Origin of the sequence: Pedobacter kyonggii (genome assembly GCF_004310665.1) — a bacterium.
GTDB lineage: Bacteria > Bacteroidota > Bacteroidia > Sphingobacteriales > Sphingobacteriaceae > Pedobacter > Pedobacter kyonggii.
Genome location: NZ_SIXF01000034.1, coordinates 46,526 through 60,222, shown reverse-complemented (window position 1 = coordinate 60,222; position 13,697 = coordinate 46,526). Strand labels below are relative to the sequence as shown.

Annotated in this window: 11 protein-coding genes; 3 read left to right on the top strand and 8 right to left on the bottom strand. The window is 44.1% G+C overall.

Annotation, left to right across the window (positions count from 1 at the left end; translation table 11 throughout):
• On the top strand, nucleotides 1–184 hold a 184-nt coding region (locus tag EYS08_RS22310; protein WP_165456441.1), incomplete at its 5' end, for an ATP-binding protein.
• Between the two features lie 189 nt (nucleotides 185–373).
• Nucleotides 374–760, top strand: a complete 387-nt coding sequence (locus EYS08_RS22305; protein WP_244216020.1) for a CBS domain-containing protein — start codon at nucleotides 374–376, stop codon at nucleotides 758–760.
• A gap of 45 nt (nucleotides 761–805) precedes the next feature.
• Here EYS08_RS22305 and EYS08_RS22300 read toward each other — a convergent pair whose 3' ends face one another.
• From EYS08_RS22300 to EYS08_RS25895, 4 genes are all read right to left on the bottom strand, one after another.
• Nucleotides 806–2,698, bottom strand: coding sequence for a sensor histidine kinase (locus tag EYS08_RS22300; protein WP_131032172.1), 1,893 nt, complete (start codon nucleotides 2,696–2,698; stop codon nucleotides 806–808).
• 199 nt (nucleotides 2,699–2,897) lie between these two features.
• Nucleotides 2,898–4,133: a cation:proton antiporter gene (locus EYS08_RS22295; RefSeq protein ID WP_131032171.1), complete on the bottom strand. Its 1,236-nt coding sequence runs from the start codon at nucleotides 4,131–4,133 to the stop codon at nucleotides 2,898–2,900.
• 51 nt (nucleotides 4,134–4,184) lie between these two features.
• A complete protein-coding gene (locus EYS08_RS22290; RefSeq protein ID WP_131032170.1) occupies nucleotides 4,185–6,062 on the bottom strand; it encodes a mechanosensitive ion channel family protein in 1,878 nt (625 codons plus the stop codon).
• Between the two features lie 39 nt (nucleotides 6,063–6,101).
• Nucleotides 6,102–6,269, bottom strand: coding sequence for a hypothetical protein (locus EYS08_RS25895; RefSeq protein WP_165456538.1), 168 nt, complete (start codon nucleotides 6,267–6,269; stop codon nucleotides 6,102–6,104).
• 14 nt (nucleotides 6,270–6,283) lie between these two features.
• On the opposite strand from EYS08_RS25895, the gene EYS08_RS22285 reads away from it, so the two are divergent.
• Entirely contained in the window at nucleotides 6,284–8,518 is a 2,235-nt protein-coding gene (locus tag EYS08_RS22285; protein WP_131032169.1) for a bifunctional alpha,alpha-trehalose-phosphate synthase (UDP-forming)/trehalose-phosphatase, read from the top strand.
• Nucleotides 8,519–8,892: 374 nt separating this feature from the next.
• Here the strand turns inward: EYS08_RS22285 and EYS08_RS22280 are convergent, their stop codons facing one another.
• The 4 genes from EYS08_RS22280 to EYS08_RS22265 form a co-directional block, all read right to left on the bottom strand.
• Entirely contained in the window at nucleotides 8,893–9,786 is an 894-nt protein-coding gene (locus tag EYS08_RS22280) for a mechanosensitive ion channel family protein (RefSeq protein WP_131032168.1), read from the bottom strand.
• A gap of 10 nt (nucleotides 9,787–9,796) precedes the next feature.
• A complete protein-coding gene (locus EYS08_RS22275) occupies nucleotides 9,797–11,545 on the bottom strand; it encodes an APC family permease (protein WP_131032167.1) in 1,749 nt (582 codons plus the stop codon).
• 88 nt (nucleotides 11,546–11,633) lie between these two features.
• Complete coding sequence (locus EYS08_RS22270; RefSeq protein WP_131032166.1) at nucleotides 11,634–12,200, bottom strand: hypothetical protein; 567 nt, start codon at nucleotides 12,198–12,200, stop codon at nucleotides 11,634–11,636.
• 128 nt (nucleotides 12,201–12,328) lie between these two features.
• Nucleotides 12,329–12,718, bottom strand: a complete 390-nt coding sequence (locus tag EYS08_RS22265) for a LytR/AlgR family response regulator transcription factor (RefSeq protein ID WP_131032165.1) — start codon at nucleotides 12,716–12,718, stop codon at nucleotides 12,329–12,331.
• Between the last annotated feature and the right edge of the window lie 979 nt (nucleotides 12,719–13,697).

The window sequence follows — 13,697 nt, the reverse complement described above, 5'->3', positions numbered from 1 at the left end:
TGATATTCTGGAGGATAGATATGGCAACGGCGCGACAATAATAACCTCGCAGCTGCCAGTGGATAACTGGTACAACTTTATAGATGAACCCACACTTGCAGATGCAATTATGGACAGGCTGTCAGCATCTGCTCACAGAATTGCACTTACGGGCAAATCCATGAGAAATAAAAAAAATCATTAAGTTTACAGAATATCGCTTTGTCCAAAAGTGATATGGTTAAAAGTTAGTGCTAAAGCCAGAACCAAACTGGTGCACTATGCCTCGGAATGTGGTGTACTTTGTTCGGAATAATCAGCAGATAAGGGTGAACTGCTCTCTTATGAAGATAAGGATACAACAGTTCTCAATCAGATGAAATTGCGTTATCTCGTGGAAAAAGATTACGTGCAGCTTTTAGAAGATGAGCTTTTGAGCCTGCGGATGCCAGAAATATTAAAATCGCAGCGAAACATCTGTGCTGTAGTGGATGCAAGGGGAGATTTTAAAGGGCTTGTTTATGTTGAGGAAATTTTTAGCGAAATGATGAAAAATCCGGACAAGGAACTTCTCACTGCCCATCACCTTGTCCATACTGCACTTAAGCTTGTAAATATAAATGATGATCTGAAGTCCGTCCTTGGAAAAATGGAAGAGGATAGAGTATGGGTATTGCCCGTTGTGGATTCAGATAATAATTTTAAGGGATTTGTTTCCAAAACATCTATTTTCAATAAATACCGTGCGCTGCTGATGAGGCAGGCTGATTATATGAGCTAAAGTTTTTTAGCCCGAAATCTTCGATGGGCTACCTTGTGCCAGTTTTCATAAATCTGTGGATTCAATGGAAGGCTCAATCGGGATGCTGAAGAAAAAGGTCGAGCCTACATGCTCTTCACTTTCCAGCCATATCCGTCCCCCATGCAACCGGACTACTTCGCCAGAAAGGTAAAGGCCGATTCCAAAGCCTGAGATGGTGTCCTGCTTTTTACGCTCGACCCTGTAAAAGAGCTCAAAGAGCTTTTCACGGTCGCTCTCGGGTATTCCCATGCCGTAATCTTTTACCGAAATAATAAAATCTCTCTCGTTGTAGCTGCACCTAAGCTCAATTGGTGATGCCCTTGGAGAATATTTTACCGCGTTGCTTACCAGATTAGAAAGAACCTCGGCGATTCTTGTACGGTCGGCAACTACTGTGACCTGTCCGCAGGGGAAAAGTTTGAAGGAGTGTCCCGAATAAATGGCTTGAGATTCATTGAGTATGTTTTCAAGAAGTTCATTGAGTTCAAAAAACTCCTTTTCCAGCTTAAGTTTTCCGTTTCCGATCCTGGTCACATCCAAAAAGCCCATAATCATACTACTCATCCGTTCTGCCTGCTGGCCGGCACGTTCCAGGATCGTAGAAACCTGTTCGCTCTGCGAATCCTTTGAAAGCCTGGCGGCAAGTTGTAGATAGGATTTGAAGGCAGTTAAGGGGGTTTTAAGCTCATGGCTCACAACGCCGATAAATGATTCTTTCTTTGCTTCTGCCTCTTTCTGTTCGGTAATGTCCATAATCGTGCCCAGCATCCGTGTAGGATTTCCATCCCGGTCTTTGCGCATCTTTCCTGAAATAAGTACCCACCTTATGCTGCCGTCTGATTGTATAGTGCGCAACTGTATACGAAGCCTTGCCCCTTTGAGCGCATCTTCGAAAGCAGATTTCATCCGCGGCCGGTCTTCAGGGAAAATCAGGCTTTCAAGGTGTTCTTTTGTTGTATAGGCCGAAAACTCCTCACCAAAAAGCGATGCATGTTTTTCTGACCGCTCAATTACCCCGCTGGGAATATCAAGGTCCCAAAGTCCCAGTCCCGTTGCCTCCATGGAAAGCTCCAGCCGTTCGTTGGCCATTCTTAAGTCCTCATCCATTCTATTTAACTTTACCCTGGCAAGATAGGCCAGAGGAAGGCTCACCAGGAACGATGCTATGATTATCGAAAGCAGTCCGAACGTCGAAGACTGCCCCGAGTTTTTCAGAAAAAAGATATAAAACGCAACCAGCAGCGGCGCAGCGCAGGCGAGGTAGCTGAAGCCGTAGATGAGCAGGTTTCTCGAGCTTAGCTTTCCGGAAAAGAACGCCGTCCAGCCGCTTCCCGAAAGGTTAAAAAATAGTGCCGTTACCAGCAGAAGAAGGCTTAGCGTGGTGTGGATGGCCATACCCGAATAATAGCCCTGGCGATAAAGGCCGGTGATGTGGAACACATGGCCCAAAATCGACCCATAGATAAAAAGGAAAAGAAGCCCTGCAAAAAGCTGCGCGGAGTAATACCTGCCATTAGCGGCAAATAACATAGCTGCACAGAAGAGCAGCAAATTGATGCAGCCCAGAGCTGATACCCTGCCAGGCGCCTCCAGTAATGGATTTTCGATCTTATCAGTGAAGATGAGCTCATCAAGGCCCAGGTTAATCTGGAAGATGTGCTCAAAGAGTATCAGAAGACTAAAAAGCACTACGAGCAAAAATAAGGCAATTGCAGGTTTTCGATGTCCAAAATTGTATAACAGGATGCCCGAGGAACTTAGCATGATCATCAGGCACATGTTGAATTTCATAGACACTTCAGCAGAGAAGAAACTTTTGAGTGCACCATTTCCCGTAAGCCAGCCAATGAGTCCGATCACAGCGAATGTGATGGAAGCGACCGCGAGATAAACAGAGATTTTCTTGGTTATTTTCATCGGTTTTGTAAATTCTTTGGTTAGCGCCCAAAGTAGTCATTTTAAAACTTAATGAAAAAAATATGCTTAAAAAAGCCAGCATTAATCCGCGTCGCGGATCAACTTTCCATATTGTTCAGCTGCTGCTGTGCGCTTTAATCCTGATGCTGTCTCAGCCCGTTCAAAAAGGGGAGAAGATTATATGACGTTCGGCTTCTCCTTAAAACCCAAGTCGCTTCGCAACCTTTCCGATGCTCAATCCTTGGACCAAAATAGAAAAGACTACAATAATATAGGTGATCAGTACGAACTGTTCCCGGTACATCGAGGGGCTTAAGGAAAGTGCTAGGGCCACCGAAATACCACCCCTCAGCCCGCCCCAGGTCATTATAGTCACTGCATGTTTTTCAAACTTTACCTTAAAGCGCATCAATGAGACCGGTATGATCACCGAAATCCACCTGGCCAGTAGCACGATACCGATACTGATGATCCCGATCCAGAATACCGTTGATTCTACTGTTATAATAAGCATCTCCACACCGATGAAAAGAAAAAGTACAGCATTAAGGATCTCATCGATCATTTCCCAGAATTTGCCAAGATAATCCCTGGTAAGATCTGACATGCCCTCCCGCTTTGACTTATTGCCCGTAAAAATCCCTGCAATAACCATGGCAAGTGGTCCCGATACATGAAGCCTGCCTGCCAGAAAATATCCCCCGGTTACAATGGCCAGGGTAATGAGCACCTCGACCTTATAGTCATCAATGCTCCGCAAAGCCAGATATCCGATATAACCAAGCAATAGGCCAAAAAACAGACCGCCCAATGCTTCGATAAAAAAAAGCTTACCTATCGAGATGAGGGAAAAATCTCCTGTTGTTGAACGCGCAATTTCTGCCAGGCTCACAAACACGACCACTGCAACACCATCATTAAATAACGACTCACCGGAAATTTTCAGCTCCAAACTCGCGGGAATATTTGCTTTTTTAAGTATACCAAGAACGGCAATAGGATCGGTAGGGGAGATTAACGCACCAAAAAGCAGGCAGTATATCAATGGGATAGGCATTGTAAACCATCCAAAAAGGAAATATACCAATATCCCAACTACAAATGTTGAAATAAGGATACCTACAGTGGCCAGTACAAGGACCGGCAGGCGCTCGGCCCTAAGCTTGCTGGCATCAATATGTATCGCTCCGGCAAAAAGTAAAAAGCTCAGCATAAAGTTCATCAGCACATCCTGAAAATCTACAGAGGTAGCAAGCGAAATGGCCTTCTCTGAAAGCAGTGATCTGGAGCTCCCCAGACTCACCAGCAGGATGGAGGAAATTAGTGAGAGTGCCATAATTCCAATGGTTGGCGGCCACTTGATAAAACGGTGGTTGATATAAGCAAAAATTGCTGCAAGTACTATGGTTATGGCTATAATTTCCTGGGTGTTCATCTGAAATAATGTCTATGCTTTTGACTTATGAATTTAACGCTCTAATAAGCGTTAGTTTTTCGTTTCTTTTTTGTTTTCTTCGCTTTCGGTACGGAATCGTGGCGCAATGTAATCGCCTGGAAGATAATCCTGTGGGATGGTAGTCGCGTTACCGTCCCGGAGCGCCTTGTAATGAGGAGACATAATCTCTACGCCCGCACGGTTGAACTCATCCTGAATATTGGCATGAAGTGCAGAATAGATAACTGCCTGACGGTTTGGTGAATGGGTATGGGCATTCAGCCGGTAACTTACGTAATAATCATCCAGGCTGGTCTGCAAAACATAGGGTGCAGGCTCGGCCTCAATTAGCTCAGTGGCAAGGGCCGCGTCGATGAGCAATTGATGTACCGTTCTCCAGGGCACATCATAGCCGATTGTCACTGTGGTATTTACGATCAGCCCTTTTTCCTTGGCTTCAATGCTATAATTCACCGTATGATTGTTCATCACGGCCGAATTTGGGATCGATACCACTTCGTTCTGTATAGTCCTCACGCGGGTGACAAGAAGCGTCTTTTCAATAATATCACCCGTTACCTCGCCGATCTTAACCCGGTCGCCGATCTTAAAGGCACGCATATAAGTAAGCACCAGTCCTGCCACTACATTGCCAAGTGCACCTGCTGAACCGAAGGTAAACAATACGCCTATAAACACCGATACGCCCTTGAATATGCCCGAATCTGATCCCGGCAGATATGGAAAGATAACGATAAGCATAAAGGCCAGGATCAGTACGCGGGCGATTTGATAAGTAGGGTTGGCCCAGTCCTTATAGAAACCGGGAATGGTCAGTTTGCCTCTTTCAATCTCTGTTTTCAAAAAGCGTACAAATTTGATCACATAACGGAAGACTGCTAAAAGAACCAGTATGGTCATCAGGTTTGGCACATAGTCCCAAACCGATGTGCCGATTTTTTTCAGCGGGCTAAGGATATAGTTCAGTAGGTTTTCTGAAAGGTCTCTGGTAAAGGGGAAAATTCCAAACAGAACCGGAAAAGCTAAATAGACCACCAGCAGGATAACCAGATAGCGGATAACCCTTATCAGAACCTTCAACGCCCCAAGCTGCCTGGAAGGATCCAGGAGCTCATAGTTTTTTATCTTTATCCCTTTTCCCAAACGGCTTTCTGCAGAGAGAAACCTTCCGGAAAGCTTCCCAAAGAGTTTATTGATGAGATAGATCAGGCCTATAACGACTCCAATAACAAGAAAGGTCAGCAGGATTTCTCTCAGCAGTACCCGCCAACTGTTGTCCATGCGATATTTTTTCAGAGACTCAGCTATCTTTTCACTGATTTCTTTTGCATAGGCATTACGATCTTTCCTTGCCCAAAGTGCATCCTGATCGGTAATGGAGAGGATAAGTGTGCCTCCATAAATCAGGTCTGTTGACTGTTCGGCGTTACTAAGCCGGAGTGAATCGGCCGAGAAGCCACCGAGGTCGCCAATGCGCTCGAGTCTTTCTGAAACGGCTCTCGCCCGGTCGGCTGCACTGAAACTTCCCAACCGGGCATAGATATTGAACAGCGTGTCGGAAGCAAAACGTACAGGACTGGCTTTAATGACCCCCCGTAGGGAGTCTATCTGCGCAAGCTGACGTGAAAGATGCACCGAATCCTTTTTACGCAGTAAAGAGAGCTCCTGCATCAGCATGTTTTTCTCAATTCGGTCTTTATCGCCCAAATTACTCACCCGACGTTCCAGCTCCGAACGCTTGAGCGAATCGGAAAGCCGCTCTGCAGATAGTTGACTAACCTTATCCAGTTCGCTGTTGAGTTTTCTGGTATTCAAGCTGTCGGACTTTTTACTGGTACTGTCCTGCTGAAGCGTGTTCAGCTGGGCAAAGATGAGTAAGCTTATCGAAAGGGTAAAGATTTTGACCATATTATATTTTGATATCACAATGTAACAAAATAAAGCCTTTTAAGCTAAAAAGGAGCTGTTTTTGTTGCCGGAAAAGGCATTTAATTCATTTTTGCTACCTTTGTCAAAATCCCCGGTCAAGCCGGAAATATTTAAGCCCCTCCCTTGCGGGAATCCAGGGGTATTATGGCCTTCCTTGAAGATCATCTGGCCGTCATCTTGTTTCACCTTAAAATGCCGCTATGCAGAAAAGACTACTTATCGTTTCCAACCGTTTGCCCATATCAATAGAAAAAAACAATGAAGGATATTCATTCCGCCAATCCTCAGGAGGATTGGTGTCCGCTGTCGGAGCTTACCTTACCGGACAGGGGGGCAAAGTTTTCTCAGAACGGCTATGGGCAGGGGTTCCGGATTGCGTTGAGGATGTCTGGGCGCTTGCCTCCCTTGATCATACAGGGGCGGATTATGATTTTATTCCCGTTTTCACCAGCAGCGGTGATTATGAGGATTATTATAACGGCTTTTCAAATTCGGTGCTCTGGCCGCTGTTTCATTATTTTCCATCTCTGGCAGACTACCGGCCTGATTTCTTTGAGGCCTATAAGCGGGTAAACGAGCAGTTTGCCGAAAAATTATCCCCGCTCTTGCATGAAGGGGATACTGTCTGGATACACGATTACCATCTCATGTTGCTCCCTGGTCTTTTAAGGAAGACAAATCCCGGTATCACCATCGCCTTTTTTCTCCATATCCCATTCCCTTCAGCCGAGCTTTTCAGGGTCATTCCCAGGGGATGGCAGAGGGCGCTATTGGAAGGTGTGCTCGGCGCCGATCTCATTGGCTTTCACACAGCTGAATATGTCAGCCATTTTCTAAAATCCCTGGAACTTTCCCTCGGACTTGAACAGGAGGGTGATTATATCACCTACCAGCATCGGGAGATCAAAGCTGATGCTTTTCCTGTGAGTATTGATTTCGGTCTTTTTGATACAGCCCATCGGTTAGAGAGCGTCAGCTTGGCCAGAGAAAGATACGTGGACATCAAAGGAGATAAGAAAATGATATTTTCAGTGGACAGGCTGGACTATACCAAGGGGATTTTCAACAGGCTACGGGCTTTTGAGCATTTTCTGACCACAAACCCAAGCTATATCGGAAAAATAGTTTTCATTATGGTGGTAGTACCATCCAGGCATTCAATCTTTCAGTATTCGGATAGGAAGAAAAAGATCGATGAATTTATCGGCAGGCTTAACTCAACCATGGGAACCATTTCCTGGCAGCCGGTGATCTACCAATATGACCACCTCAATTTTCAGGACCTACTGGGTCTCTATACGGCATGCGATATCGCCCTGGTGACTCCGCTGCGCGATGGGATGAATCTGGTGGCCAAGGAATTTGTTGCCAGTAGGAACGATAAAATGGGGGTACTGATCCTAAGTGAGATGGCAGGCGCTGCCTTTGAGCTTACCGAATCCCTGCTCATCAATCCCAATGATGTGCTGGAGATGGGGGAAATGATCCGCGTAGCTCTGGAAATGGACCCCTCCGAGCAGGGCCGGCGTCTCTCGGTTATGCGCGAGCGGATACGCAGGTATGATGTTAATGCCTGGGCACTGGACTTCTTTACCCAGTTGAATAGGGTTAAAGAGCGGCAGAAAAAACTGGATATCCGTTTTATGGACGCTTTTTCCAAGTCTGTATTGCTCAATGCCTATGCCGAAAGTTCTCATCGCCTCCTACTGCTGGATTATGATGGAACGCTGGTAGCCTTTTCTTCACTGCCCGAGCATGCCTCACCGGGTGAGCTCCTTTTGTCCCAGCTTTCAGTCCTCTCTTTAGATCCAAGGGTGAGCCTGTATATCATCAGCGGGAGGGACAGTGCTACGCTTGAAAAATGGCTTGGGCATTTGCCCATTGGGCTGATTGGGGAACATGGCGCTAAGGTAAAGGCGATTGGTGGGGACTGGACGGTTGCAATTGACGACATGGCGGCCGGCTGGAAAACAGAGATAAGACCGGTTATGGAAGAAATGGTCTCCAGGACACCGGGGAGTTTTATTGAGGAAAAGGATTTCTCCCTCGCGTGGCATTACCGAAAAACAGAGGCCTCTCTTGGTCTCAAGCGGGCTGGGGAGCTCAGTGGAAGGCTCCGGGAAATCACGCCCGGACTTTCTCTGGATGTACTCGATGGCAACCGTGTCATTGAGGTGCGAAACCATGGAATCAACAAGGGCAGGGCCGTGGAGAATATCCTGAAAGAAAAACAAAACAGTTTTATCCTTTGTATAGGAGATGACCATACTGATGAGGACATGTTCCGTGCGCTTGCCGGCAAAAAGGGCACCTTTACCATAAAGGTTGGAAATCAGGCTTCCCTGGCGGATTATAATTTACATAGCCCTCACGTAGTATCGTCGCTTTTGAGTACCATTATCGATTTTCCTGAGCACGATAATATTGTTCAATAGCAGCAAAGTTAGGCGCAATGACCATTATTTTAGTCAAAAATCTACACGTCAAAAATGAGTCCTCAAGGTGATAACGTTTGTTTAAATCGCTACATCCATCTGTTCTTCAGGTGTTTGCTGCGTTAGCTAACTTAGTGGCAGGTCTGGGAAGAGGAATTATAAACCGGAAATCATATTATTGGTTGCAGTGATCCTTCCGGGGATGCAGTCTAAGGCAGATTAAATAGATTGTTGGGTAGCCCACCACCAGCTTAAGCTGATAAATTAAATATAAAATTAGGAAATGAAGGTAATATATCGACCCCATACCGCGAATGCAAAAAAACTAATTGCAAGTTTTTCCTTTAAAGGCTTTGAACTTCCCAAAAGAGACATCACTCTGCAGTAACATCTTGCTGTACCTCTTTCAGCGAAACGCCGCCCTTAATTCCAAAATCAAGTGTTCTGATCGGAAAGGGTATCATGATATTATTCGCATCATATGCTTTTTTGATTCTGATGATACATTGACTCTGAACTTCTAGAAAATTTACGTTTTCATGGATATTGATCCATAGTCTGATCACATAATTAATAGAGCTGTCCGCAAACTCGGTATAAAACATGGTGACTTCTTCCTCTTCAACCAACCCTTCGATATCCTTCACCGCATCAATGGTCAGCGTTTTAACTTTCTCAAGATCCTCACCATAGGAGATCCCTACTTTTAGGTCTACACGCCTTTTGCCCAATAGGGTATAGTTTTCTATGGGGTTCTGAAAAACGTCCTTGTTCGGAATAATCACCATTTGCCCCTGGTAGGTCCTAATGACGGTATCCCTGAGGTTAATCTCTTCTACCTTTCCCATATAATCCTTGATCTTAACAATGTCTCCAACATATAAGGGTTTCCTCACTGAAAGAAAAATGCCCGAAATAAAATTTGACGCGATATCCTGAAAAGCAAATGCAAGGGCAAGTCCGATGATTCCCGCCCCAGCTAAAATGGAGGTTACCGCCTTATCTAACTGTAAAACGCTCAGGGCCACGAAGATTACAATCCCAAGCAAAAAGATATAAATTACGGAGCTAAACAGGTTATCCAGTGCCTCATTGAGTATAAATCTTCTTAAAACCTTTCTTAACAGGTTCCGCAGGTGCTTAGCGGCATAGAATCCTAAGACCAGAATGAATGCTGCCAAGGCAATGTTTGGTAAAATTCTGATAAACTCTTTGGCCCAGAAGCTGAGTTTATCCAAAATTATCTCATAAGCGTGTTCGATATTCATAAATCTGTTATTACATGATAAGTCTAACCCCACCGAGTTCAGAGACATGGTATGGGAATTTATCTCCCGGAGCTCCTATAAACATAAAATTCTTTGGTATTCCCCACTCCTGAGACAACCGCTCGATAAGTTCAGGACCAAATTCTCCCTCCATCTCCACAAAATCAATGTCAATCTCGGGATAGGCACGGTCTAAAACACGGATATCAGACTTCAGGTTCTCATTATCGCTATCGCTATTAGCGATATGTACGATCTTCAATTTCTTTGTCGCCTCATTTTCCTCTACATAGATCATAACCCTGTTCAGTACCGCGACGTTGTCTCCACGGGTAAAAAATACCAGTTCCTGTGCGTTAATCTTGATCAGTGCCCGGTGAAGCCTGATATTGTCGAGCACCAGCCTTTTGTAAGATTTGTCCAAATGGCGCATCGAATAGAGGGTCCATTTGATAATTTGAGCCCTTTTCAGCATTACAATGATGAACAGCATTGCCGGAATCAGGTATTGCAGGAATACATAAAATGCATGGGCATTCAGCAGCAGATTGCCAAAGAAAGCTGCCAGGATAAAACATATCGCTACGATCACTGATAGTATTGTAGCCCTTTCAGGACGTGGCAGCCGGTTCCTCTTAATTTTCAACATGAGGTTGCCCATACCAAACAGTGCCATAACCAGTAGGAAAGAAAAGGTGTAAACCCCGGCCAGATTGACCAGATTACCCTTTGTAACCAGTAGTATTGAAAGGCATAGGATAAAAAAACCGATTACAATCCGGTAATTCACTCCCCTACGGTTCTTAACCAGAAAAAAGTTGGGAAGAATCCTATCCAGCGTAATGCGTTCGGCCAGTCCTGTAACCCCCACATATGAGGTCAACACCGCTCCGCTGAGGACCAATACCGCATCGAAGGAGATCAGGTGGGCGAGCCATTTGCCACCCACGGTTTCGCCCATAAAAGAAAGTAGCGATTCCTTGTGGCCATCGATACCCGCAAGGGGAATAATGCTCAGCGCCAGTAGCGCAATTGCCGGATTAAAAAAGCTTACCACCCTCCACATGTTTCTCAGTGTTTTTGGGAAAACCCCAGGTTTCTGTTCCTCAACGAAGTTCGCAGAACTTTCGAACCCCGATATGCCAAGCATAGCTGCAGAAAAGCCAAAGAATAAGGCAGCCATGATGCCACCTGACCTGACAGGAAGTTGCCAGTTCTGCTCGAATATATCCACTCCATGATGGAATACAAACCAGCACCCTGCCAGAATCAACAAAGTGAGGGAAGCAATGTGAGTGATAAAGATAATGACAGCCACAACTGCGGATTCACCTATTCCTATAATGGCCAGCATCATAAAAATTAACAGCAAGAGTATCGTCGCGGGAATTAAGGGAAGCACATGCACAATACCCCTAAAATAATGCATACCCTCGTATGCTGAGATTACTGCGGTAGCCATGTAAGACAAAATTGTCAGACATGCAGCGAAAGATGCAGTGGATTTAGAGGTGGTATTGAGCAGTACGTTGTACGCGCCGCCGTTCAAGGGGAGCGCACCCACAACCTCACCGTATATTTTTCTGAAAAGATAAAGCACCAGGCCCACAACGATCAGCGAAATCCAGGCATATTGACCAGCGTACGAAATGGTCAGCGCGGCAACATACAGACAGGAAGAGCTGATATCATTACCACAGATAGCAGTGGCCTGAAGCTCACTCAATTTAAAAGAAGGTTTGTGTAAAGATGTGTCCATCAGTCTATTGTCTAAAATAAGTTCATTAATTCATTCTGCCGACTCCTGCGTTATAAATATCTTGAATTGATTTTCCTGGCAGGTCAATCTAAATGGGATTAGGCATGTTATATTTAATTGAAAGGGTACCAAGACGTTTATCCAAGCCTAATATCGGCGTAGTAATGACTATGGTCCTGCCACGCTGAGTATACATATTGGTGCTGTCAGATTTTAGGAAAGAGCTATTGTAAAAGGTTGAGTATGGTTTTCCCTCCTCTTTTTTATCCGTAGAAAGCAGAATAACATTACCTTGATCAACAATGGGGATTTCCTCAAAGTTCTTTTCCTTTACCATCTGATTCATATAAATATTGATATCCTGCCTGTTTCCCGATATCATTTTATCCCGGATTGCCCAGACAAAGGGTTTAGACAATAATATTAGTTGCGACTTTAAATTGGCATCCATCTGCATGGAAACTTTTCTTTTGAGCAGTTTATTGGCCATCTCGTTTTCGGAACTGACTTTCCTTAATTCGACGGCTTTCCATATCCAAAGACCGGAGAGTAGGGCCAAGGCGATGACAATCACAATAAGCAAGCTCTTTCTGGAAACCGTTGGTACGCCCAGCTGCGATAACTGCTGCTGATCAATTGGTCTGGTTTTTTGCATAATGTAATATATTGAATGTTGATTGGGTAAAGACTTTTATATACTTGGCTGTTTATTCCCTGCAACACGAATCAGGCCAAAACAGACTTAAATCCGATAACGATATAAATCTTCGGGCAGGTAACCGGTTAGGCATTCAGCCGGGCATGCTGAGATTGTAGCTCATTTACAGTCATCACAAATTTCTGCAGACTCACAGGTTTAACCAGATATCGGTCAGCATTTACAGAAAAGGCTTCCAGCGCATGTTCGGGATGTCCGGTCACAAAAACGATAAAGCAAACATGTTCCCTCAACATACGTGCAATATCAAGGCCGGAAATATCCATATCAATATCAAGAAACAAGAAGTCTACCTTGTTTCTATCTTTGATCTCTTTTATTGCAGCTGCCGGATTCGAAAAGGTTGCATGGACTGATAACTCAGGCAGGGCAAACACATATTCTTTTAAAAGCTGAATGCTATTTATATCATCATCAATGATTACACAATTATATTTGGATTCTGGTCTCATCATTTAATCAAAGTTTAATTTTCTATTTTCTTGGCTATTAGTGTCGCCAACGCGGGGAATTACCTGATTTACTTCTCTTGTGTTGTCTTTATAAGCTCAATGAAAGAAAAAGGGCCAGAAATGCTATCCGGCCCAATTCCAGACAACAATGTCTTATCAGCGGACTACTATCAAGCTAATCTTTTATTTTACAGTATCCTAATCATTTTTTGTTTGTTGCATGACTTCCATGTGATTAAAACAGCAACAGATATTCAGTATATGAGCAGTTTCGGCAAAATTTGGAGTGAGATAGTAAAACTTTAGCCACCTCGATGATTGAGCAATCAATGTGCTCAATTACACTCAAAGGTCTATAAGATGAATAGACGCAATCTAGCGTACCGTCAACATAAAATATTGATAAGTAAGTGGATCTTGAAATTAAAAAGAAGCCAGCCTGTGCATGAATAGTATGACGGCACTGATTACATTAGGCGTATGATAATTGATAGTAAGGTCCCGGAAGTGTTTAGCTAGCTTGTAAACAAAGGTTTCTTCTGCTTTAAACACGATATAAGAATCCCCACCCATTTGGAATTTCTTTCTGTACCTCGATTGCCTGGCCTCCGGGTTAGAAAAAGTACTGTCCTTTATTTTTACCGGAATGATGTTAGCGATCTTGTTAAGATCCTTTTCAAACGAGTTAATTTTCGGGCTGGATTCGAATGCAATTATCTTTGTCCTTGATGAATGAGATAAAAAAACAAGTAAACAGGCAAATGCCGTTCCCATAATTAACGGCAAATACTTTTTTATACAAGTCCCAATATCTTTTTTCCTCATCAATTGAAGTAGTAATTGACAATATACAAAAAGTAAATTAAAAAAGTTGCGGATGCCCAGGTATTCGTTTGCTTTAAGTGGATTTTTACCAGATGAAATCCATTCCAGAAAGACCGCAGGAAGAAAGAAGAGTGAATGTTCAAATACAGATTTAATG

Coding starts and splice junctions, on each gene's coding strand:
- EYS08_RS22300 (WP_131032172.1), bottom strand. CDS start 2,698: ATGAAAATAACCAAGAAAATCTCTGTTTATCTCGCGGTCGCTTCCATC.
- EYS08_RS22295 (WP_131032171.1), bottom strand. CDS start 4,133: ATGAACACCCAGGAAATTATAGCCATAACCATAGTACTTGCAGCAATT.
- EYS08_RS22290 (WP_131032170.1), bottom strand. CDS start 6,062: ATGGTCAAAATCTTTACCCTTTCGATAAGCTTACTCATCTTTGCCCAG.
- EYS08_RS22285 (WP_131032169.1), top strand. CDS start 6,284: ATGCAGAAAAGACTACTTATCGTTTCCAACCGTTTGCCCATATCAATA.
- EYS08_RS22280 (WP_131032168.1), bottom strand. CDS start 9,786: ATGAATATCGAACACGCTTATGAGATAATTTTGGATAAACTCAGCTTC.
- EYS08_RS22275 (WP_131032167.1), bottom strand. CDS start 11,545: ATGGACACATCTTTACACAAACCTTCTTTTAAATTGAGTGAGCTTCAG.
- EYS08_RS22270 (WP_131032166.1), bottom strand. CDS start 12,200: ATGCAAAAAACCAGACCAATTGATCAGCAGCAGTTATCGCAGCTGGGC.
- EYS08_RS22265 (WP_131032165.1), bottom strand. CDS start 12,718: ATGATGAGACCAGAATCCAAATATAATTGTGTAATCATTGATGATGAT.